Source organism: Enterobacter quasihormaechei, assembly GCF_004331385.1.
Lineage (GTDB): Bacteria > Pseudomonadota > Gammaproteobacteria > Enterobacterales > Enterobacteriaceae > Enterobacter > Enterobacter quasihormaechei.
In genome coordinates, this window is record NZ_SJON01000005.1 from 1 (window position 1) to 20,334 (window position 20,334).

General features: G+C 55.2%; 24 protein-coding genes. 18 read left to right on the plus strand and 6 right to left on the minus strand.

All coding sequences use genetic code 11. From position 1 onward, the window contains the following. From E0L16_RS08535 to E0L16_RS08545, 3 genes are all read left to right on the plus strand, one after another. Nucleotides 1-825, plus strand: an 825-nt coding sequence (locus tag E0L16_RS08535) for a dimethyl sulfoxide reductase anchor subunit family protein (RefSeq protein WP_131636720.1), incomplete at its 5' end; no start/stop codon positions are given. A gap of 44 nt (nucleotides 826-869) precedes the next feature. Next, complete coding sequence (gene dmsD, locus E0L16_RS08540) at nucleotides 870-1,484, plus strand: Tat proofreading chaperone DmsD (RefSeq protein WP_131636721.1); 615 nt, start codon at nucleotides 870-872, stop codon at nucleotides 1,482-1,484. Between the two features lie 108 nt (nucleotides 1,485-1,592). Then, the gene (locus tag E0L16_RS08545) at nucleotides 1,593-1,904 is read left to right on the plus strand and encodes a YebG family protein (RefSeq protein ID WP_063451466.1); all 312 of its coding nucleotides are present in this window, start codon (nucleotides 1,593-1,595) and stop codon (nucleotides 1,902-1,904) included. Nucleotides 1,905-2,038: 134 nt separating this feature from the next. Here E0L16_RS08545 and E0L16_RS08550 read toward each other — a convergent pair whose 3' ends face one another. The 3 genes from E0L16_RS08550 to E0L16_RS08560 all read right to left on the minus strand — a co-directional run bounded on the left by E0L16_RS08550 (nucleotide 2,039) and on the right by E0L16_RS08560 (nucleotide 4,040). Beyond that, on the minus strand, nucleotides 2,039-2,353 hold the full coding sequence (locus tag E0L16_RS08550) for a nitroreductase (RefSeq protein ID WP_131636722.1): 315 nt from the start codon (nucleotides 2,351-2,353) through the stop codon (nucleotides 2,039-2,041). A 38-nt stretch (nucleotides 2,354-2,391) separates the two neighbouring features. After that, nucleotides 2,392-3,069 (minus strand): type A chloramphenicol O-acetyltransferase, encoded by a 678-nt coding sequence (catA, locus tag E0L16_RS08555; protein ID WP_131636723.1) that lies wholly within the window; start codon nucleotides 3,067-3,069, stop codon nucleotides 2,392-2,394. An 86-nt stretch (nucleotides 3,070-3,155) separates the two neighbouring features. After that, a complete protein-coding gene (locus E0L16_RS08560) occupies nucleotides 3,156-4,040 on the minus strand; it encodes a LysR family transcriptional regulator (RefSeq protein ID WP_063866833.1) in 885 nt (294 codons plus the stop codon). A gap of 114 nt (nucleotides 4,041-4,154) precedes the next feature. On the opposite strand from E0L16_RS08560, the gene E0L16_RS08565 reads away from it, so the two are divergent. From E0L16_RS08565 to clcB, 7 genes are all read left to right on the plus strand, one after another. Then, nucleotides 4,155-5,282, plus strand: coding sequence for an alpha/beta hydrolase (locus E0L16_RS08565; RefSeq protein ID WP_131636724.1), 1,128 nt, complete (start codon nucleotides 4,155-4,157; stop codon nucleotides 5,280-5,282). A 215-nt stretch (nucleotides 5,283-5,497) separates the two neighbouring features. Further along, complete coding sequence (locus E0L16_RS08570) at nucleotides 5,498-6,241, plus strand: YoaK family protein (RefSeq protein ID WP_063866834.1); 744 nt, start codon at nucleotides 5,498-5,500, stop codon at nucleotides 6,239-6,241. A gap of 262 nt (nucleotides 6,242-6,503) precedes the next feature. Further along, nucleotides 6,504-7,214 carry an osmoprotectant ABC transporter permease OsmY gene (osmY, locus tag E0L16_RS08575; protein ID WP_063451471.1) on the plus strand — a complete coding sequence of 237 codons (711 nt, stop codon included), beginning with the start codon at nucleotides 6,504-6,506 and terminating at the stop codon, nucleotides 7,212-7,214. Nucleotides 7,215-7,232: 18 nt separating this feature from the next. Beyond that, nucleotides 7,233-8,132 (plus strand): osmoprotectant ABC transporter substrate-binding protein OsmX, encoded by a 900-nt coding sequence (gene osmX / locus E0L16_RS08580; protein ID WP_063866836.1) that lies wholly within the window; start codon nucleotides 7,233-7,235, stop codon nucleotides 8,130-8,132. Between the two features lie 8 nt (nucleotides 8,133-8,140). Then, nucleotides 8,141-8,788, plus strand: coding sequence for an osmoprotectant ABC transporter permease OsmW (gene osmW / locus E0L16_RS08585; protein WP_063451473.1), 648 nt, complete (start codon nucleotides 8,141-8,143; stop codon nucleotides 8,786-8,788). Beyond that, on the plus strand, nucleotides 8,788-9,936 hold the full coding sequence (gene osmV / locus E0L16_RS08590) for an osmoprotectant ABC transporter ATP-binding protein OsmV (protein WP_063451474.1): 1,149 nt from the start codon (nucleotides 8,788-8,790) through the stop codon (nucleotides 9,934-9,936). The genes osmW and osmV overlap by 1 nt, the downstream gene beginning before the upstream one ends. A 104-nt stretch (nucleotides 9,937-10,040) precedes the next feature. Next, entirely contained in the window at nucleotides 10,041-11,351 is a 1,311-nt protein-coding gene (gene clcB / locus E0L16_RS08595) for a voltage-gated ClC-type chloride channel ClcB (RefSeq protein ID WP_131636725.1), read from the plus strand. Here clcB and bioD read toward each other — a convergent pair. The 3 genes from bioD to E0L16_RS08610 all read right to left on the minus strand — a co-directional run bounded on the left by bioD (nucleotide 11,286) and on the right by E0L16_RS08610 (nucleotide 14,360). Next, a complete protein-coding gene (gene bioD / locus E0L16_RS08600) occupies nucleotides 11,286-11,981 on the minus strand; it encodes a dethiobiotin synthase (protein WP_063451476.1) in 696 nt (231 codons plus the stop codon). The genes clcB and bioD overlap by 66 nt on opposite strands. A gap of 131 nt (nucleotides 11,982-12,112) precedes the next feature. After that, complete coding sequence (mlc, locus tag E0L16_RS08605; protein ID WP_112793270.1) at nucleotides 12,113-13,333, minus strand: sugar metabolism global transcriptional regulator Mlc; 1,221 nt, start codon at nucleotides 13,331-13,333, stop codon at nucleotides 12,113-12,115. 127 nt (nucleotides 13,334-13,460) lie between these two features. After that, nucleotides 13,461-14,360 (minus strand): LysR family transcriptional regulator, encoded by a 900-nt coding sequence (locus E0L16_RS08610; protein ID WP_112793269.1) that lies wholly within the window; start codon nucleotides 14,358-14,360, stop codon nucleotides 13,461-13,463. A 121-nt stretch (nucleotides 14,361-14,481) separates the two neighbouring features. Here E0L16_RS08610 and E0L16_RS08615 point away from each other — a divergent pair, with 121 nt between their 5' ends. From E0L16_RS08615 to E0L16_RS08650, 8 genes are all read left to right on the plus strand, one after another. After that, nucleotides 14,482-15,735, plus strand: a complete 1,254-nt coding sequence (locus E0L16_RS08615; RefSeq protein WP_131636726.1) for an MFS transporter — start codon at nucleotides 14,482-14,484, stop codon at nucleotides 15,733-15,735. A 169-nt stretch (nucleotides 15,736-15,904) separates the two neighbouring features. Beyond that, nucleotides 15,905-16,387, plus strand: a complete 483-nt coding sequence (locus E0L16_RS08620) for an Hcp family type VI secretion system effector (protein WP_131636727.1) — start codon at nucleotides 15,905-15,907, stop codon at nucleotides 16,385-16,387. An 11-nt stretch (nucleotides 16,388-16,398) separates the two neighbouring features. After that, complete coding sequence (locus E0L16_RS08625; protein ID WP_131636728.1) at nucleotides 16,399-16,848, plus strand: STM2901 family protein; 450 nt, start codon at nucleotides 16,399-16,401, stop codon at nucleotides 16,846-16,848. Next, nucleotides 16,833-17,186: a DUF1493 family protein gene (locus tag E0L16_RS08630; RefSeq protein WP_242672218.1), complete on the plus strand. Its 354-nt coding sequence runs from the start codon at nucleotides 16,833-16,835 to the stop codon at nucleotides 17,184-17,186. Before E0L16_RS08625 ends, E0L16_RS08630 begins: the two co-directional genes overlap by 16 nt. A gap of 101 nt (nucleotides 17,187-17,287) precedes the next feature. Further along, nucleotides 17,288-18,775 carry a carboxypeptidase M32 gene (locus tag E0L16_RS08635; protein ID WP_131636730.1) on the plus strand — a complete coding sequence of 496 codons (1,488 nt, stop codon included), beginning with the start codon at nucleotides 17,288-17,290 and terminating at the stop codon, nucleotides 18,773-18,775. A 149-nt stretch (nucleotides 18,776-18,924) separates the two neighbouring features. Further along, nucleotides 18,925-19,230, plus strand: a complete 306-nt coding sequence (gene asr / locus E0L16_RS08640) for an acid resistance repetitive basic protein Asr (protein WP_063451542.1) — start codon at nucleotides 18,925-18,927, stop codon at nucleotides 19,228-19,230. A 92-nt stretch (nucleotides 19,231-19,322) separates the two neighbouring features. Next, nucleotides 19,323-19,406 (plus strand): small membrane protein YdgU, encoded by an 84-nt coding sequence (gene ydgU, locus E0L16_RS22330; protein ID WP_057979992.1) that lies wholly within the window; start codon nucleotides 19,323-19,325, stop codon nucleotides 19,404-19,406. A 102-nt stretch (nucleotides 19,407-19,508) separates the two neighbouring features. Beyond that, on the plus strand, nucleotides 19,509-20,330 hold the full coding sequence (locus tag E0L16_RS08650) for a trypsin-like serine peptidase (RefSeq protein WP_131636731.1): 822 nt from the start codon (nucleotides 19,509-19,511) through the stop codon (nucleotides 20,328-20,330). Nucleotides 20,331-20,334 lie beyond the last annotated feature (4 nt).

Here is a 20,334-nt window from a genome sequence, read left to right on the forward strand (position 1 = left end):
GTGATCTTCACCGTTTTCGGGCAATGCGTGGCCGGCGCGCTAATCGTGATGGGTTTCGCCTGGCTGAATGAAAAAGAGGAAGCGGCTAAACGGCGCATCGTTCGCAGCATGTTTTTTCTCTGGGTAGTGATGGGTATTGGGTTTATGGCCTCGGTACTGCACCTCGGCTCCCCGCTGCGCGCCTTCAACTCGCTTAACCGCGTGGGAGCGTCAGCGCTGAGTAATGAGATCGCAGCGGGTTCGATCTTCTTTGCCGTGGGCGGTTTCTGGTGGCTGGTATCGGTTATCGGTAAAATGCCCCCTGCTTTAGGCAAAATCTGGCTGGTGGTCAGTCAACTCCTGGGGGTCGTTTTTGTCTGGGCGATGACCCGTGTCTATCAGATTGATACCGTTCCGACCTGGTATACGGGCTACACCACGCTGGCCTTCTTCCTGACGATGGCGCTTGCTGGTCCGCTTCTGACCGCGCTGCTGTTGCGGGTTGCAAACGTGACATATAAAGGTACCGTTGCCGCCTCCGTCAGCGTGCTGGCGCTGCTCGTCTGCGTGGCGGTCGTCGTGTTGCAAAGCAATGCGCTGGCGACGATCCAGAGTTCCATTCAGCAGGCCAGCGTCCTGCTGCCGGATTATGGTTCGCTTCAGGTCTGGCGCATCGCGCTGCTGACGGCGGGCTTAGGCTGCTGGATCTGCCCGCTGATTCGGCGTCAGGAGCCGAAAACGCTCGGTCTGTTGACAGGTTTTGTGCTGGTGGCGCTGGGTGAACTTATTGGCCGTGGGCTATTTTATGGTCTGCATATGACCGCAGGGTTAGCGATTGCAGGTTAACACAGGCGCGCGGGACCGCCCGCGCGCAAGTAAGGAAAGTTGTAATGAATGACGTCTCACATCGCGAATCGTTCGCGTTCAGCGCCCGGGTACTGGGCGCGCTGTTTTATTTTGCCCCGGACAGCGAACAGACTGCGCCGCTGGTGAGCGCCCTGATCGCCGGTGACTGGGTGCAGGACTGGCCGCTGCCGGAAGAAAGCCTGCTGCCCGTCGCCGCTGCGTTTAAAGCCCCGTCGGACGAAGCGTTGAAGGACGCGTGGCAGCGTCTGTTTATTGGCCCATATGCCCTGCCCGCTCCTCCGTGGGGCTCCGTCTGGCTCGATCGCGAGTCCGTGCTGTTTGGCGATTCGACCCTCGCGTTGCGTCAGTGGATGCGTGAAAACAATATCGCCTTTGAAATGCAGCAGAATGAGCCGGAAGATCACTTCGGCACGCTGCTGATGCTGGCGGCGTGGCTTGCCGAGAACGGTCGCGACACAGAACGCGACCAGCTTCTGGCCTGGCATCTGCTGCCGTGGAGCACGCGTTTCCTGACCGTATTTGTTGAAAACACGGCCCATCCTTTCTACGCGGCGCTGGGTAAACTGGCTCAACTGACCCTGGCAGACTGGCAGTCCACTTTGCTGATCCCGATTGCAGAAAAAACGCTGTACCGATAACAGCGCCTGGCTTGCACATCCGTTGTGCTAGCCAGTTTCGCACATTTTTGCTGCAACACCACTTCGCAACTGTTATACTGTATATAATTACAGTACCGGAGGCGCAAAATGGCTGTTGAAACAAAATTTGTTGTCGTAAGAAAGGGTGAAGAGAAAATGACATTTGCCAGTAAGAAAGAGGCTGACGCTCACGACAAACTGCTCGATATGGCAGAAGCGTTCACCGACTGGCTGTTGCAAAGCGAAATGCAGATGGATGAAACGCAGGCGGAGAACCTTGGGCTGTATCTTGCCGAGCAGAAAGAAGCTGTTCAGCATATTCTGCGTACCAGCAAGCTTCCCGAGCGCGATGCTGCAACGGATAAAACAGCGTCGGATGCGGATGGCAGTAAAAAAATCCGTGCCGTTAAAGCGGCCTGATCGTCAGAATCCCCATCACTTGTCCTGCCACCGTGAGCTGGAAACGGCTCACGGCTTTAACATTGTCGGCTTACAGAACGTCGCGCTGGATATTCTGCCTTTAATTCATCCAGCGTCACCATAAGAAGGGCCTGTTATCTCGATTTGTCCGCCTCAACATTTACGCTAACGTTCAGCCTTTTTGCTTCTATGGTTAACATTTTTTGAGCCAAACCCATATCACCCCCGTGCACTTTATCTATAAGATTTTGTACAAGGGTCATCATCAGGAAATGTTTATTCGCGGGACAGAAATCTGTCATAGTGATCCCGTTATCCTTCAGGCGTTGATGCGCAACCGTCTCTGTCTCTGCAATTATTTCAGCAACTTTTTCATGCATGATGTCGATCTGCTCAAAAACAATGCCGTTAATCATTTCAATCTGTTCTGGCGTAAAATTCGGTTCCATCAATTCCCCTCGTCAGGCGTAGGTTAAAAACACGTGCATCACACGGTGAGCGCTTCGGAATGGCGCGGTAAATTATCACATAACTCTTGCAACTCATTGATCAGCCTTGCCAGGTGGAAACCATCGCACACGGAGTGATGGACCTGAACGGCGAAAGGCAACAAGACTTTTCCATCCTGGTTATAGTATTTTCCAAAGGTGAACATGGGAGCAAAAAAGTTCTGCATGTTAGCCACGTTGATATTAAAACTGGTAAAGCTCGCCCACGGAATATCCGATATGAAGAATATATTTTCCCGGAACTCTTCCTTAGGCCAGTAGGCAAGATTATCACCATAGCGAGAAACGTCTTCTGCATAAACGTTCTGAAAGTGATGAATATTCCCGTCGAAGTGACTCCACAACGATGAAAACGTCTCCGTTTCTTTATGGAAAAGGGTATAGCTTGGATGCACCTCCTTCCATATTACAAGTTCATTATCCTTCATAGCCATACGGAACTCAGAATGGCGGTTAACGACTGTGGCGATAATAGAAATAATCGAAGGATAAAATTTCCAGCCAACCTCTTTGATATGTTTCAGCAGCGCCGTAATATCCAGCTGAACCGTTTGGTTAATCGTGCATTGAGCAAAGCTCTGAAAGACTTCAAAATGCTCTTTCCTTGCCCAACTTGATAAATCTACAGCCGTATATTCTGGCGTTAATTTTGTCATTTCTTAGCCTTAATTGAGCAGCGCTATATATAAGAGTAGCGTAACACAAACCCAGGAGCTGTATAGACGGCAGCGCAGAGGCACCCCTAAATTTTCAGCGTATCGATTACCGCTCTCAGCGCCGGGGAGACGTTGCGGTGCGGGTAATAGAGGTAAAGCCCGTCCATGCGCAGACTGTAGCGCTGCAAGACCCGTATAAGCGTCCCGCGCTCCAGATCGTCAGCCACCAGCTCTACCGGGACATAGGCCAGCCCGAGTCCCAGCCGCGCGGCTTCGGCTTCCATATAGCTGTCCGAAAAGGCCCATTGTCCTTCCGGGCGGTGCGCAATACTTTTTCCGTCCTGAATGAGCTCCCACTGATAGTGGCGACCGTCGGCGAACTGATAGGCAATGCAGGGATGCGAAGTCAGATCAGCAGGCACCTGCGGGAAACCATAGCGCCGGAAATGCGCCGGGGCGGCAACCACGGCCATCTCCATATCGGGCGTAATGCGCACGGCAATCATACCTTGCCCCACCTCCGGCCCCAGCCGGACGCCCGCATCGAATCGCTCGGCAATAATGTCCACGAACCGGCTTTCATTCATTAATTCCAGACGAATATCCGGGTAACGCTGTTTGAATATAGCGAGCTTTGGCAGCAGACATTTTTCAATGGCGTGCTGGCTGGCATTAATGCGCACCGTGCCGGACGGCGTCTGGCGGTAATGTGCCAGTCTGGTCAGCCCGGTATCGAGCGCATCAAAGGCGGAGCCGGCAGTCTGGTAAAGCTGTTCTCCGGCGTGGGTCAGCGACAGCTTGCGCGTGGTACGCACCAGAAGCTGAACGCCCAGCCGCTCTTCCAGCTCCCGAACCGATCGGCTGATCCCGGATTGTGCCAGCCCGAGCCGCTGTGCGGCTGCCGTGAAGCTCCCCTCCCGCACCACCTGGATAAACAGATACAGCTCATTGTAGTTCTCTCGCTTTGCCATTACGCCTCGCGAACCTATAACAAAATGATATTAATTCTAGCAGACCCTGGCCTCTAATCAGCACTATTACTGCTAATTATAATGACCGCATAACAACAACACACGGTATCTCTTATGAAAACATTCACCCAAAAACTATCCGTTGCGCTGCTGCTATGCGCATCATTAAGTGGAGTGACAACAATGAGTTATGCAGAAACGCTAAATCCAAACGCCCCCGTTTCCATGGTGACTACCTGGGATAAAACCTTCGCCGAGAGCGATAAAGTCATTCACCGCAAGGTGACGTTCCAGACCCGATACGGGATCACTCTGGTGGGCGATCTGTACCTTCCTCAGAACCGCGGCGACCAGAAACTGGCGGCGATTGCCGTCAGCGGGCCGTTCGGTGCGGTTAAAGAGCAATCCAGCGGTCTGTACGCCCAGACCCTGGCTGAACAGGGGTTCGTAACCCTGGCCTTCGACCCATCCTATACGGGTGAAAGTGGCGGCCAGCCGCGTAACGTTGCCTCCCCTGATATCAACACCGAAGACTTTAGCGCCGCAGTGGATTTCCTGGGGCTCCAGAAAGAAGTCGACCGTAATCGTATCGGCATTCTCGGCATTTGCGGCTGGGGCGGTATGGCGCTGAACGCGGCATCCATGGATACCCGCGTGAAGGCGGTCGCCACCAGCGTAATGTACGATATGAGCCGCGCGATGGGTCACGGCGTGGGCGACGGGAAAGATCGCTATTCAGCGGCTGACCGTCGGGCCGTGTTGGAGTATCTGAACGCCCAGCGCTGGAAAGATGCCGAGAGCGGCACTTTCGCCCATGGCGGTCATGATATTAATGTCGATGAGAACGGTAAGGTGACGGCAGCCGAGCGTATTCTGCCGGAAGCATTGCCCGCCGATCCGCATCCGGTACTGAAAGAGTTCTACGACTACTACCGTATGCCGCGCGGCTTCCATGCCCGTTCCGTAAACTCCACCGGCGCATGGACCGCGACCATGCCGTTGTCCTTTATGAATATGCCGCTGCTGAGCTATGCCGGGGAGATCGCCATCCCGACGCTGATCGTGACCGGTGAAAACGCGCATTCTCGCTATTTTGCGGAAGATGCGTTTAAGGCCGTCGGCAGCAAACAGAAAGAGCTGGTGATTGTTCCGGGTGCAAACCATGTTGATCTCTACGATAACGTCGCAGGAAAAATCCCGTTCGCGCACTTTGAGCAGTTCTTCAAAACCAGTCTGAAATAAGCTCTCAGCCCCCGGCAATCACGGGGGCGGTATTTTTGCCCGTCAGTCTGCTCGCGCCATCAGCAGTAAGGCATTATATTAACAGGGTTATTTTATTTAATTACAAAACCGCGAATACCTCCCGTTGAATTAATAATTAAGCAATATCCTGGTCAGCCAGCGATATCGCTTTGTTAGCTTGAGGAATCAGGCAAAGCTCAAACCGGAGGTATTCTTTGCTGATTAAGTTAAAGAAAGAACGAACGCATCAGGAGGATCGCCGTCTTGCTCTCTGGCTGGCCACCTCCGCAGGACTGCTGAATGCCATTGCGCTGGGCGCGTTTGGCTTTTTTCCCTCACACATGACCGGCAATACCTCACAACTCTCCAGCGAAGTCTCCTCCACCGACCTCAACGATATTCTTTTTTTTGGCGCCATTATTCTGTCGTTCGTCACGGGTGCCATCGTTGCGAGGATGATTGTTATCTGGGGGATTATCCATAACGTCAGGCTGGTATTCAGCCAGGTTCTTTTTGTTGAAGGGCTATTACTGGCCGGGGTATCTCTGTACGAAATGTATTTTCACTCCTTCGCCACGAATCAGGAGATTATTATTTTCCTGTGCGGGCTGATGGGCATCCATAATTCCACCTCCACTCAGCTATCCGGTGGTCGGGTGAGATCCACGCACATTACCGGCACGCTGACCGATGCGGGCATTTCGCTGGCCTCCGTTATGGTCGCCATGCTGCGCCGGGATTATTCTAAAGACACGGCTGCGCAAAAGAGCCAGCTCAAGACCCATTTAACCACCCTTTTCTCGTTTATTACCGGAGGGATCGCCGGGCTGATCCTGTTCAGAGAATTTGGATTCCACGCGATGCTGGCGCTGGGGCTAATGCTGGTATTCATCGCCGCCTTTTCGATCGTTCGCATCTCCTGGCGCGTGCGAAAGGTGCGCGCCGCCCTCGGTCGTTAGGGTTTATTAATGAGTCTTAGGTGACATTGTCACTTAAGACTCGCTTCTTTAAGACTATTCTGCCTGCCCGCTGACAGCCCTTATGCCATAAGGCTTAACCCAGGTTGTCACTAATTTCATAGGGTTACTGTTTTACCCCCTTCGCTGGAACCCTTCCGCTTCGCTTGCTATAGGTGAAGTACCCCTGCCGAAACATGGCATAACAACAGGCAACCGCAACCGGTGGTTGCTATAACGCATGCGCACAGGGAGACACACCGCAATGCATCCACTACTCAAACGTTCGCTGCTTTTTGTCGGCGCCATTATCGTGGTTCTCGCTCTCCTCACCTGGGGAATTGGGCTGGAGACGATCAAGGCGCGCCAGGTTGACCTGATCTACCTCGGGCAACAGCATTTAATTTTGGTTTTCTCCTCAATGTTCTTTGCCCTGCTGGTCGGTATTCCAAGCGGCATCCTGCTGAGCCGTCCGGCGGCACGGGGTATCGCCGAATACGTGATGCAAATCTTTAACGTGGGCAACACCCTGCCGCCGCTGGCTGTTCTGGCGCTGGCGATGGTGGTGATTGGCATCGGCGATAAGCCGGCCATTATCGCCCTCTTTCTGGCCTCTCTGCTGCCGATTGTGCGTAACACCTATGCCGGGCTGTGCTCTGTTCCCGCGTCACTGCTGGAGGCGGCAAACGGCATCGGCATGACCCGGTGGCAGCGCCTGCGTCAGGTCGAAATCCCTAACGCCTGGCCGGTGATGCTTTCAGGTATTCGTATTGCCACGGCGATTAACGTTGGTACCGCGCCGCTGGCATTCCTGATCGGTGCCAGCAGCTACGGCGAGCTGATTTTCCCGGGTATTTATCTGAATGACTTCCCGACGCTGATCCTGGGCGCGGCGGCCACCGCCCTGTTCGCCCTGATTCTGGATACGCTGCTGGCGGCACTGGGTCGACTGCTGAGCCCACATCTCGCACGATAATTATAACAAGGAGCTTCTATGAGACTGTTTTCCGGCCTGACGGCGCTGTGCGCCGCCGCGCTCTTCACCAGCCAGGCGCTCGCCGCGCCGCTGATCCTGGCGACCAAGAGCTTTACCGAGCAGCACATTCTCTCGGCCATGACCGTGCAGTATCTGCAAAAGAAAGGGTTTCAGGTGCAGCCGCAGACCAATATTGCGACGGTGATATCCCGAAACGCGATGATCAACAAACAAATCGATATGACCTGGGAGTACACCGGTACGTCGCTGATCATCTTCAACCACATCAACAAACGCATGTCGCCGCAGGAGTCTTACGAGACGGTGAAACGTCTTGACGCGAAGCACGGTCTGGTGTGGCTCAAACCTGCCGACATGAACAACACCTATGCTTTTGCCATGCAGCGCAAGCGCGCCGAGGCTGAACATATCAACACCATGTCTGAAATGGTGGCGAAGATTGAGCAGATCCGTAAAACCGATCCGGATAACAACTGGCTGCTGGGTCTTGACCTGGAGTTTGCCGGGCGTAGCGACGGGATGAAACCGTTGCAGGCGGCCTACAACATGACGCTGGACCGCCCGCAGATCCGCCAGATGGATCCGGGACTGGTCTATAACGCGGTGCGCGACGGGTTTGTCGATGCGGGGCTGATCTACACCACCGACGGGCGCGTGAAGGGCTTCGATCTCAAAGTGCTGGAAGACGATAAAGGCTTCTTCCCGAGTTACGCCGTGACGCCGGTTGTACGTAAAGACACGCTGGAGGCGAACCCGGGGCTGGAGGAGGCGCTGAACACCCTCTCTGCCCAGCTGAATAACGACGTTATCACCGAACTGAATAAAAAGGTGGATATCGACCATCAGTCACCGCAGCAGGTCGCCCGAGATTTCCTGCGTAGCAAACAGTTGCTGTAGGAGGCGCTATGGAGACGATTCACTATATTTTCGACAACTGGGACTATCTCTTAACCCTGACACTGCAACACCTGTGGCTGGTCGCGCTGGCCGTGGGCCTGGCGATTATCATCGGCGTGCCGCTGGGCATTTTGATTGTTCGCCACAAATGGCTGGCAACTCCCGTGCTGGGGATCGCCACTATTGTGCTCACCATCCCGTCTATCGCGCTTTTCGGCCTGATGATCCCGCTCTTTTCGCTGGTCGGTCAGGGCATTGGCGCCCTGCCCGCAATAACGGCGGTGTTTCTCTACTCTCTGCTGCCGATTGTGCGTAACACCCACACGGCGCTCGACAGCCTCCCCCCCGGCCTGCGTGAAGCGGGACGCGGCATCGGCATGACCTTCTGGCAGCGTCTGCGCTGGGTGGAAATCCCGATGGCGCTGCCGGTCATTTTTGGCGGCATCCGCACCGCCGTGGTGATGAACATTGGCGTCATGGCGATTGCCGCCGTGATTGGCGCGGGCGGTCTGGGCCTGCTGCTGCTTAACGGTATTGGCGGGAGTGATATTCGTATGTTGATTGCGGGCGCGCTGATGATTTGTCTTTTAGCGATTGTGCTCGACTGGTTGCTGCACCGTTTGCAGGTGGTACTGACTCCGAAGGGGATTCGATAATGATAAAACTGGAAAACCTCACCAAACAATTTTCACAGAAACACGGCCAGACGTTTAAGGCCGTCGACAACGTCAACCTGAACGTGCCCGAAGGGGAAATGTGCGTGCTGCTCGGCCCGTCCGGCTGCGGCAAAACCACGACCCTGAAGATGATTAACCGTCTTATTACGCCCAGCAGCGGGACGATCCTGATTAACGGCGAAGACACCAGCGGGATGGACACCGTGACGTTGCGCCGCAACATTGGCTATGTGATCCAGCAGATTGGCCTGTTCCCGAACATGACCATCGAAGAGAACATTACCGTTGTGCCGCGAATGCTGGGCTGGGACAAAGCGCGCTGTAAATCCCGTGCCGAGGAGCTGATGGATATGGTGGCAATGGATCCGCATAAATTCCTTCACCGCTATCCGCGTGAAATGTCCGGCGGCCAGCAGCAGCGCATCGGCGTCATCCGTGCGCTGGCAGCGGATCCGCCGGTCCTGCTGATGGATGAACCGTTCGGCGCGGTCGACCCGATCAACCGCGAGGTGATCCAGAACCAGTTCCTGGAGATGCAGCGCAAGCTGAAAAAGACCGTGATGCTGGTGAGCCACGATATTGACGAAGCGCTGAAGCTGGGCGACCGTATCGCCGTTTTCCGTCAGGGACGTATCGTGCAGTGCGCCAGCCCGGACGAACTGCTGGCGAAGCCGGCGAATGAGTTTGTCGGTTCGTTTGTGGGCCAGGACCGGACGCTGAAACGTCTGCTGCTGGTATCAGCGGGTGACGTCACCGATCAGCAGCCGACCATTACGGTACGCGAATCAACGCCGCTGTCGGAGGCCTTCGCCACCATGGATGATAACGATATTCGCGCCATTACCGTGGTTGATGAGCACGGAAAACCGCTGGGCTTTGTGAAGCGCCGCGAAGCGCGTCACGCCAGCGGTGCCTGCGCGGACATTCTGCACCCGTTCCGCATGACCGGGAAAGCCGAAGACAACCTGCGCGTGGTGCTTTCTCGCCTGTATGAAAGCAACACCAGCTGGATGCCGATTGTGGACGAAGACGGGCGCTATAACGGCGAAATATCCCAGGACTATATTGCGGAGTATTTGAGTTCAGGACGTACGCGCCGGGCGTTGAATATTCATAGCGACACTTAATCCTGTATGCCGGGCAATGCCCGGCTTTTTTTCGCACGTATACCTTTTGCTAACCTCACGTTTTCCCATCACAATATTGTTTTGTCCTCACGTAATTGCGACCCATGCAACGTCTTCACGCTTACCCCGACATCCGCGCGATGTTTCGCCGACTCCTGATCGCTACCGTCACCGGCGTGCTGGCGGCGCTGGCCGTTGCGGCGTTTCGCCACAGCATGTATCTGCTGGAGTGGCTGTTTCTGAGCAACGAAAGCGGAAGCCTGGTGAATGCCGCTGCTGCGTTATCGCCCTGGCGTCGCGCGCTCACGCCTGCGCTGGGTGGTCTGGCCGCGGGAATGCTGCTGTGGGGATGGCAGCGCATGACGGCACAACGTCCCCACGCCCCGACCGATTATATGGAGGCGCTGGAAACGGGTGATGGCCAGTTTGATTACGGCGCCAGTCTGGTGAAATCGTTCGCCTCGTTGCTGGTGGTCGCCAGCGGAAGCGCCATTGGCCGGGAAGGTGCCATGATCCTGCTCGCCGCCCTCGCCGCCTCCTTTTTTGCACAACGCTGTACGCCGAAATCTGAATGGAAACTGTGGATCGCCTGCGGTGCCGCCGCCGGGATGGCCAGCGCCTATCATGCGTCGCTTGCGGGCAGCCTGTTTATCGCAGAGATCCTGTTTGGCACGCTGATGCTGGCTTCCCTCGGCCCGGTAGTGATTGCCGCCGTGGTGGGCCTGCTCACCACACGTCTGTTAAGCCCCGGCGCAAATACGCTTTATGCGGTGCACCTGAGTGAGACATTAACGGCGGCAGATTATGCGTTGATAGTTGGCGTGGGTCTGCTGGCGGGCGTTTGCGGTCCGCTGCTGATGTGGCTGATGGGGTTTAGCCACGCGCTGTTTCTGCGTCTTAAGCTCTCGCCGCCGTGGCAGCTGGCGCTGGGCGGGCTGATCGTCGGGCTGCTGTCGCTGCTGACGCCAAAGGTATGGGGGAATGGCTACAGCGTGGTTCAGGCATTTTTGCAGTCGCCGCCGCTGCTGTCAGTGATTGCTGGCATCTTTATCTGCAAGCTGCTGGCGGTGCTGGCAAGCAGCGGGTCCGGCGCGCCGGGAGGGGTGTTTACGCCAACCCTGTTCGTCGGTATGGCAACGGGAATGCTGTTTGCGCAGATAGTTGCGCTGTGGTTTCCTGGGGCTGAGACGGCGATCCTGCTTGGGCTGGCGGGTATGGCGACGCTGCTCGCCGCCACCACGCATGCGCCAATCATGTCGGCATTGATGGTATGTGAAATGACCGGGCAGTATTTTTTACTCCCCGGTTTGCTGGTTGCCTGTGTTGTGGCGTCGGTATTGTCGAGAACGTTACGCCACGACTCGATCTACGGACAGCATACCGCCGAAAGCCGAGAGATCGATGTAGTGCGCTAGTTCGCGCTGCTCTGCGCGAGGCAGATAAGGCAGTTCGCCTACCAGCGGGCCAGGCAGTTTTTTGCTCAGCACGTCGATGATTTCAGCGTAGTGTGCAAGGCCCGGATTGATCCGGTTCGCCACCCAGCCAATCAGCGGCAGGCCGTCATTAGCGATAGCCTGCGCCGTCAGCAGGGCATGGTTGATGCACCCTTCCTGAATGCCCACGACCATAATCACCGGCAACTGCTCCTGCACCACCCACTCGGAAAGGGGACGTAAATCGTTCATCAGGCTGCGCCAGCCGCCGGTCCCTTCAACGACAACGTGGTCAACCTTTTCGCTAAGATTCGCCAGACCATCTGAAAGCAGGCTGTAGTTGATCGGCCCGCTATGAGCGACGCTGCTTTCCTCCTCGCTCAACGCGATAGGATTGACGGCATCATACGGCAGTTCCAGAGACGAGACGCTTTGCAGAACCAGGGCGTCCTTATTGCGCAGCCCTTCTGGCGTCTCTTTACTGCCTTTTGCAACCGGCTTGTATCCTGCAACGCGTTTACCGCTCGCCGCCAGGGCCTGGAGTAACGCGCGGGATACGACGGTCTTCCCGACAGACGTATCCGTACCAGTAATAAAGAAACGCTTAAGCATGACTCATTCCACCTCTTGGGTATGCTTCAAAAAATATAAACCAGGTAAATAATTCAGTGGAGAAAGTCTACGGGAAGCGTGCGCTACCCGGCTTGAGATAGCGCAATTTTTCGTACATCTCTGGAAAAGAGTTAGCCCTGAAGCAAACGAATCAGTAATGAGCCGTTGTACATGGCATCTTTAACCAGTGCGGCACCGGCCATCGTGCCCTGGTTGGAAAATTGCGTACTTTCGACCACGATATTTTTGCTGTATGCGGGAAGCGACTGCTGGTTGATACAGGCGGAAATCGCCGGGAAGAGGATATCCGCCGCCTGGCTGAGCGGGGAGCCAATGAGTATTTTTTGCGGATTAAACAGGTTCACCATAATCGCCAGGATGCGCCCGACATTATTGCCTACGCCGGTAATGATGTCCTTCGCCAGCAGATCGCCCTGCCTTGCCGCAGTGCACAGTGCGTCTACGCTCAGCGGCTGTCCGTGCAGCGTGGAGCTCATCGACTGGCTAAGCCGCACCTGCGCCAGCTCCAGCACGCTTTCCACGCTGGCAATCGTCTCCAGGCAGCCATGGTTACCGCAATAGCAGCGTTTTCCATACGGATCGACCTGCGTATGGCCGATCTCCACCAGGCTACTGCTGCCGGCGTGTAAAAGACGCCCGTCGGTGATCACCCCCGCGCCAACGTTGTGATCAATCACAACCTGAATGACGTCGCGCGCGCCGCGCGAGGCGCCAAACAGCGCCTCCGCCATCGTCCAGGCGCTGATATCATGCTGAATGTAGACCGGCACACCGGTATGGCTTTCCAGCACTTCACCCAGCGGCATCTCTTTAACGTTCTCGTAAAAGGGCATGCGGTGCACAATGCCATTTTCGGTATCAATAATTCCCGGCAGGGTGATCGCAATTGCCGTTAAGCGTTCAAGACGCTGCTGGTGGCGAATAAAGAACTGGTCGATATGGGACAGAATGGCATCGAGGAGAGGTTGCTCTGCATCGAGCGGAAGGTCCAGCCGGTCTTCCACCACCAGTTTGCTGCTGAGGTCGCGCAGCGCGAGGAAGATTTCCCCGCGGCTGATGCGCATCGACAGGTAGTGCCAGGCTTCCGTTTCCACCACCAGCCCTACCGCCGGACGGCCACGGCTGCCCGGCTCCTGAATTTCCGTCTCCTGAACCAGATGGGCTTCCAGCATTTCGCGGACAATCTTGGTAATACTGGCGGGTGCCAGTTGTGCCAGGCGCGAAAGATCGATACGCGAAACCGGACCAAGCTGATCAATCAGGCGATAAACGGCGCCCGCGTTGGTCTGCTTGATCTGATCGATATGCCCTGGCTGACTATCAGCAACCACCTCGTACTCCCTTATTTTCGAGCTTCGAAATAAACTGAGGGCTATGGTGAAGCACTTCAATGGCCGACGTCAAATTTTTACTTAGCCATGTGATTTACTGCACATTTTTGCCCACTTTTCCCTATAATTATTGCCCGTAAGATGCGGTAAGTAATTGTGCTTTGAAACGCTGTGCCGCATGGCTCTGTTCATGATGTTTAGACCACACCAGCCACATCTCCGAGACCGCATCCTGCTCGACAATCTTCACCCAGCGCATCTCCGGCAGCTGCACCCGTTTAAACGAGGCCGGGAGAATCGACACGCCAAGCCCTGCGGCAACGAGCCCAATGATCGTCATGGCTTCCCCCACCTCCTGCGCGATAGTCGGAACAAGGCCATATCGCCGCATCAGACCCAGAATATCGTCGTACAGCCCGGTTCCCACCTGGGGGTCAAAAAAGACGAACGGCTCTTTCGCCAGTTCAGCCAACGTGACGCCAGGCCGGGCGGCAAGAGGATGGTCGCTGGGGATCATCGCCATCAGTGGTTCTCGCAGGATCACCTGCCACGCCAGGGTATCAGGCAACTGCGTGTTACGCATCAACCCCAGGTCGAGCGATCCTTCGTTCAGCGGCGCGATTTGCTCCCGGGTATTTATTTCACGCGTCTGAATATGCACATCCGGAAAGTGACGGCGAAACGATGAGAGCGTTTGTGAAACGGCGCTGATAAAGGGAGCCGAGGAGGTAAACCCGATGCGCAGCTCCCCCGTCTCACCGAGATAAAGCCGTTCCGCTCTGGCGGCGGCGTCTTCCACCATGCTCAGGATCTGTCGGCTATCGGTGAGGAACTGTTTTCCCGCTGCCGTCAGGCTCACGCTACGGTTGGTTCGCGCCAGCAGACGCGCCCCCACCTGCTGCTCCAGGATCTGAATCTGCTGGCTTAGCGGTGGCTGAGAGATATTCAGCCTTGCCGCCGCGCGCCCAAAATGCAGCTCTTCGGCGACGGCGACAAAATAGCGGAGGTGACGCAGCTCGATATTCATATTTTTAAAGTATCATTTGAGATTATTAATATATTAGACAGAATATTTACATTTTCCTACTCTGATCTTGTGGTCATACCCGTCACCAGAAACCACGGGGATGTTTAAGCAAGGATTATGTGTGAGCCGTACAACGACTATTGATATCGCGCCGGCCAGCGACATTGATGATTTACCCGCAGCACCGCAGCCGGTTCAGTTTATTAAGCGTGGTACCCCCCAGTTTATGCGCGTCACGCTGGCGCTCTTCTCAGCGGGTCTCGCTACCTTTGCCCTGCTCTACTGCGTTCAGCCAATCCTGCCGGTTCTGTCGCATGAGTTTGGCGTGTCGCCAGCCAGCAGCAGTATTTCCCTTTCCATTTCCACCGGAATGCTGGCGATTGGTCTGCTGTTTACCGGTCCACTTTCGGATGCTATCGGACGTAAGCAGGTCATGGTAACGGCGTTAATGCTGGCCTCCGTGTGTACCTTGCTTTCTACCATGATGACCAGCTGGCACGGTATTCTGGTCATGCGCGCGCTGATTGGGCTCTCTCTCAGCGGCGTGGCGGCGGTCGGGATGACCTATCTCAGCGAAGAGATCCACCCGAGTTTCGTGGCCTTCTCAATGGGGCTGTACATTAGCGGGAACTCTATCGGCGGGATGAGTGGACGCCTGCTGAGCGGTGTGTTTACGGATTTCTTTAGCTGGCGCATTGCGCTGGCCGTTATCGGCTTCTTCGCGCTCGCCTCGGCGCTGATGTTCTGGAAAATTTTGCCGGAATCGCGCCATTTCCGCCCGACCTCCCTGCGTCCGAAGACGCTGTTTATCAACTTCCGTCTGCACTGGCGCGACAAAGGTTTGCCGCGACTGTTTCTGATGGGATTCCTGCTGATGGGGTCATTCGTCACGCTGTTTAACTATATTGGCTACCGGCTGATGCTCTCGCCGTGGCATCTCAACCAGGCATTGGTGGGTTTGCTCTCTGTGGCGTATCTCACCGGGACGTGGAGTTCACCAAAAGCCGGCGCCATGACCGCTCGCTTTGGCCGCGGGCCGGTGATGCTGGTTTCCACCGCCGTCATGCTGTTCGGGCTGCTGATGACGCTGTTCTCCTCCCTGTGGCTGATTTTTGCCGGGATGCTGCTCTTCTCTGCCGGCTTCTTTGCCGCGCACTCCGTTGCCAGCAGCTGGATTGGCCCGCGCGCGCGCCGCGCCAAAGGTCAGGCGTCGTCACTGTATCTGTTTAGCTATTACCTGGGTTCCAGCATCGCCGGGACCCTCGGCGGCGTGTTCTGGCATCACTACGGCTGGAACGGCGTGGGCGGGTTTATCGCCCTGATGCTGTGCGCGGCGCTGCTGGTGGGCGCGAGCCTGCATCAACGTCTGAAATAGGTTAACGTTATTCCCGCATGAACGTAATTGTGCGGGGCTCATTTCTGACGTTAGTTATTCTTAATTCAAAATTAATTAAAATCAACGACTTATTACCATTTCGTGTATTTATCACCCTTCCCTCTCTCTGTAAGCTCATTGACTCCATTCTATAAAAAGAGGGTTTTACATGGCTATTCCAGGCAACATGTGGTTGTACGATGACGGTGGTGCACTGATCAAAGGCGGTTGCGACGTGCAGCAGAGGGAGTACAGCATTGAATTTAAGGGTTTTCACCATAATCTTTCCACGCCGACCGATAATCTGACAGGCAAACCCACGGGTAAACGCATCCACTCCCCGATGATGATTGTTAAGGAATTCGATTACTCATCACCCTATCTCTATAAGGCAGTCGCCACTGGTCAGGCTCTGCAAAAAGCCGAACTCAAGTTCTACAAGATTAATGATGCAGGCCTGGAAGCGGAGTACTTCAATATTCTTCTGGTGGGGGTGCGGATTGTTTCGGTATCACCTGCCATGGCCGCGCCGGGCGACAACAATAACAATCACCTCGAAACGGTTGAATTGCGCTACGAGAAAATTACATGGAAGCATAACGATGGAAATATTATTTTCTCTGACGCATGGAATGAGCGGGCGTCAGCATAACTGGGATCGATATGGATACAATCGAAGAAGTTAACGGCACCTACTTTTACAGAGGCCATTCAAACGTCACCCCGGGCGAGTTACTTGAGATCATTTTTCTGGAGGAGTTCTGTATAGAGTTGGGGATAGATGCAGTTTCAGGTGCGGCTATTTTGGGCGGGCAACCGTGGTTAGGTACGCGAAAGAAGCCAGGGAATGCCATTGAAGGAACAAGCGTTATTTCAAAGTATGCGCGAATGATTTTGAAGGATGTGAAAACCCCATTCGGAATTCGAGTCAAAACTCCGGTGGGTGTACGGATGAGAACAACAACAAGCCTTGCCGCTGTTATTGCCCGCTATTGTCCCTGGTTAGGTTGGGGGTCATTAGTGACCACCCTTTACAGAATTTCGTCGCGCACTCAGGAGAAATATAACCTGATCGCACGACCTAAAGACCGTATACAGTGGACATCGTTCTAATGCTGACAGACGAAATTAGCTCTAAAGTCCTTGATATGTTCAACGATGAAATTTCACGCGAACTTGACGATAACTGGAACGAGATATTGCTTGAACTCGATTCTGATTTATTCGGTTCACCAGGCGATGACCTTCACGACGCGTTAAACCGGTACGAGAAAGAATTTAACGTGGATTTATCTGCTGTTAAATGGTCTCGTTATTTTCCCTGGCAGAACACCCCATTATTAAAGCGCTGGTTTAAGCTGAAGCGGGAAGAGGTGGAATCAACCCGCATTCCGTTAACAGTAAGAATGTTTGCTGAATCTGCAAAAGCAGGAAAATGGCTCTACGACTGAATTGACAGGGGCTTCACGCCCCTGTTATCAAAAGTGCACGGTTCCTCCCTGATTCGCGTTACACTCCCCAGAACACCTCTAACAGAACGAGAACAATAATTATGCAGAAAAACGTTTCTTATCAACAACTCACCCGCACCTTCCAGCGTCTCTCCCGCTTCTCTCACCTCTCCTCCATCGCCAGCTGGGACATGTTTACCATGATGCCGCCCGGCGGCAGCGCCGCGCGCGGTGAGGCGCTGGCGGAGATGAGCGTCCTGCAACATCAGATCCTGACCGATAAAAAAATGGGTGAATGGCTGGCTGCGGCGGCTGAAGAAGATTTGAACGACGTAGAGCAGGCCAACCTGCGTGAAATGACGCGCCACTACCAGCAGGCCACCTTACTGCCGGAATCGCTGGTAGAGGCAAAATCGCTGGCAGGTAGCAAGTGTGAACACGCCTGGCGCACTCAGCGTCCGGCCAACGACTGGCAGGGCTTTTCAGCCAACCTGAAAGAGGTGGTGAAGCTCAGTCGTGAAGAAGCTCGCCTGCGCGCCGAGGCCAAAGGCTGCACGCCTTACGACGCGCTGCTGGATATTTTTGAACCCGACATGACCAGCGCCCGCCTGGATGTGCTGTTTGGCGATATGAAGTCGTGGCTGCCGGACCTGCTGGCAAAGGTTGTGGAAAAACAAGCTCAGCGATCGTTCGTTCCGCCACAGGGTCCCTTCCCGACCGCCACGCAGCGCGAGCTGGGCCTGGAAGCGATGAAAATGCTGGGCTTCGATTTTAACGGCGGTCGTCTGGACGTTAGCGCCCACCCGTTCTGCGGCGGCGTGCCGGAAGATGTGCGTATCACCACGCGTTACGATGAAGACGAGTTGCTCAGCGCGCTTTTCGGCGTGATCCACGAAACCGGACATGCCCGCTACGAGCAAAATCTTCCCCGAGCGTGGGCCGGGCAGCCCGTTGCACTGGCGCGCTCTACGGCGATCCATGAATCCCAGAGTCTGTTCTTTGAGATGCAGCTGGGCCGCAGCGAGGCATTCCTCAAGCATCTGCTTCCGGCGGTCCATGCCCGTTTCGGCAGTCAGGCGGCGTTCAGTGAAGAGAATTTCATTGCCTGGAACCAGCGCGTGAAACCGGGATACATTCGCGTGGATGCGGATGAAGTGAGCTACCCGGCGCACGTGGTGCTGCGCTATGAGATCGAGCGCGCGCTGATCAACGGCGAAATCGAAGTCGACGATATTCCCGCCCTGTGGGATGAGAAAATGCAGGCCTGGCTTGGGTTATCCACCAGGGATAATTATCGCAACGGCTGTATGCAGGATATCCACTGGACCGACGGCGGTTTCGGCTACTTCCCGTCTTACACGCTGGGGGCAATGTATGCGGCACAGCTCTTCCATGCTGCCAAAACTGCGCTGCCCGGGTTGCAGGCATCCATTGCCGGAGGCGATTTCTCGGCGCTGTTTGACTGGCTGCGTCAGAACATCTGGCAGCACGGCAGCCGCTTCAGCACGTCGCAGTTAATCACTCAGGCAACGGGTGAGGATCTGAACATCCGTTACTTCCGCGAACACCTGACTTCCCGCTACCTGTAACCGAACGCGCCGGGGTGACGCCCCGGCGTTGTACATACGGTTACACGCCGATACCAATCACTCACGGAAACCTCGAATTTACAGGGATATAGTTCTTTCAACGGCCCCGCAGTGGGGTTAAATGAAAAACCAAATTCGAGGGTATGAAAATGAAAAAAGTATTAGCTCTGGTTGTTGCCGCTGCTATGGGTCTGTCTTCTGCTGCATTCGCGGCTGAAACTACCGCCACCGCAGCGCCTGCGGCGACCACTTCTGCTCCGGCCAAAACGGTTCACCATAAAAAACATCACAAAGCGGCTAAACCTGCGGCAGAACAGAAAGCACAGGCGGCTAAAAAGCACCACAAAAAAGCGGCAAAACCCGCGGTAGAGCAGAAAGCACAGGCGGCTAAAAAGCATCACAAAAAAGCGGCAAAACACGAAGCGGCTAAACCTGCTGCACAGCCAGCAGCGTAAGAGTACACGCTTAACCGTGCCCTTCGGGGCACGTTGGTAAACCGGCGCTGAACGGGTTTGAGGTCAGCGCCGTTTTTTTATCCGGAGGGCGTATGCTGCGGCGCTATCGGTTTGAGTTCATTCTTATCCTGCTAATCTTGTGCGCGCTCATCGCCAGCCACTTTTATCTTTCCTGAATGTAGCACGCTGATTTTACTCCCACTTTCTCGCTGTCGCGTCTATAGTATTTTCATAGGGTTCACTTTTAATAATCATAATTACCCCCACCAGAGTGTGATATGCGTAAATCTGTTGTGTTGTTACTGGGAACGTTTAGCCTTTTTGCTGGCTTTTCACATGCGGATGATGGTGACGATGTCGCCATTAGCGCCAAAGAGGTAAAGACGCTGTTTTTTGGTCATGACGATCGTACGCGTGTCACCGATCCTACCGAAGCGCCCTGGGATGCCATCGGGCAACTGGAAACCGCCAGCGGCAATTTATGTACCGCAACGCTCATTACGCCACGCCTTGCGCTGACGGCGGGTCATTGCCTGCTAATGCCGCCCGAGGGCAAACCGGATAAAGCGATCGCCCTGCGCTTTGTGTCGCAAAAAGGAATATGGCGCTACGAAATCCACGGTATTGAGGGGCGGGTGGATCCGTCGCTCGGTAAACGCTTAAAACCGGATGGCGATGGCTGGATTGTGCCGCCCGGTGCGGCATCATGGGATTTCGGTCTGATCGTTTTGCGTTATCCGCCATCCGGGATCGCTCCCCTACCGCTTTTTGATGGCGACAAAGACGCGCTCACCGCCGCCCTGAAGGCCGCCGACCGCAAAGTGACGCAGTCAGGCTACCCTGTTGATCACCTCGATTCGCTTTACACCCATACGGACTGCGTGGTGACGGGCTGGGCGCAAAACAGCGTGCTTTCGCATCAGTGCGATACGCTACCGGGTGATAGCGGATCGCCCCTGATGTTAAAAACCGCTAACGGCTGGCAGTTGATTGGCGTTCAGAGTTCAGCTCCGGCGGCGAAAGACCGCTGGCGTGCCGATAACCGGGCGTTGGCGGTGACCGGTTTTCGCGACAGGCTGGAAGCCCTGGCGCAGCTGTAGGTTA

What these genes read in the sequence shown, in the direction of transcription:
- bioD (WP_063451476.1), bottom strand. Translation starts at nt 11,981, where the DNA reads ATGCTTAAGCGTTTCTTTATTACTGGTACGGATACGTCTGTCGGGAAG.
- E0L16_RS08545 (WP_063451466.1), top strand. Translation starts at nt 1,593, where the DNA reads ATGGCTGTTGAAACAAAATTTGTTGTCGTAAGAAAGGGTGAAGAGAAA.
- dmsD (WP_131636721.1), top strand. Translation starts at nt 870, where the DNA reads ATGAATGACGTCTCACATCGCGAATCGTTCGCGTTCAGCGCCCGGGTA.
- osmY (WP_063451471.1), top strand. Translation starts at nt 6,504, where the DNA reads ATGCATCCACTACTCAAACGTTCGCTGCTTTTTGTCGGCGCCATTATC.
- E0L16_RS08635 (WP_131636730.1), top strand. Translation starts at nt 17,288, where the DNA reads ATGCAGAAAAACGTTTCTTATCAACAACTCACCCGCACCTTCCAGCGT.
- osmW (WP_063451473.1), top strand. Translation starts at nt 8,141, where the DNA reads ATGGAGACGATTCACTATATTTTCGACAACTGGGACTATCTCTTAACC.
- catA (WP_131636723.1), bottom strand. Translation starts at nt 3,069, where the DNA reads ATGACAAAATTAACGCCAGAATATACGGCTGTAGATTTATCAAGTTGG.
- ydgU (WP_057979992.1), top strand. Translation starts at nt 19,323, where the DNA reads ATGCTGCGGCGCTATCGGTTTGAGTTCATTCTTATCCTGCTAATCTTG.
- E0L16_RS08650 (WP_131636731.1), top strand. Translation starts at nt 19,509, where the DNA reads ATGCGTAAATCTGTTGTGTTGTTACTGGGAACGTTTAGCCTTTTTGCT.
- E0L16_RS08560 (WP_063866833.1), bottom strand. Translation starts at nt 4,040, where the DNA reads ATGGCAAAGCGAGAGAACTACAATGAGCTGTATCTGTTTATCCAGGTG.
- E0L16_RS08550 (WP_131636722.1), bottom strand. Translation starts at nt 2,353, where the DNA reads ATGGAACCGAATTTTACGCCAGAACAGATTGAAATGATTAACGGCATT.
- E0L16_RS08620 (WP_131636727.1), top strand. Translation starts at nt 15,905, where the DNA reads ATGGCTATTCCAGGCAACATGTGGTTGTACGATGACGGTGGTGCACTG.
- osmX (WP_063866836.1), top strand. Translation starts at nt 7,233, where the DNA reads ATGAGACTGTTTTCCGGCCTGACGGCGCTGTGCGCCGCCGCGCTCTTC.
- E0L16_RS08625 (WP_131636728.1), top strand. Translation starts at nt 16,399, where the DNA reads ATGGATACAATCGAAGAAGTTAACGGCACCTACTTTTACAGAGGCCAT.
- E0L16_RS08610 (WP_112793269.1), bottom strand. Translation starts at nt 14,360, where the DNA reads ATGAATATCGAGCTGCGTCACCTCCGCTATTTTGTCGCCGTCGCCGAA.
- E0L16_RS08565 (WP_131636724.1), top strand. Translation starts at nt 4,155, where the DNA reads ATGAAAACATTCACCCAAAAACTATCCGTTGCGCTGCTGCTATGCGCA.
- asr (WP_063451542.1), top strand. Translation starts at nt 18,925, where the DNA reads ATGAAAAAAGTATTAGCTCTGGTTGTTGCCGCTGCTATGGGTCTGTCT.
- clcB (WP_131636725.1), top strand. Translation starts at nt 10,041, where the DNA reads ATGCAACGTCTTCACGCTTACCCCGACATCCGCGCGATGTTTCGCCGA.
- osmV (WP_063451474.1), top strand. Translation starts at nt 8,788, where the DNA reads ATGATAAAACTGGAAAACCTCACCAAACAATTTTCACAGAAACACGGC.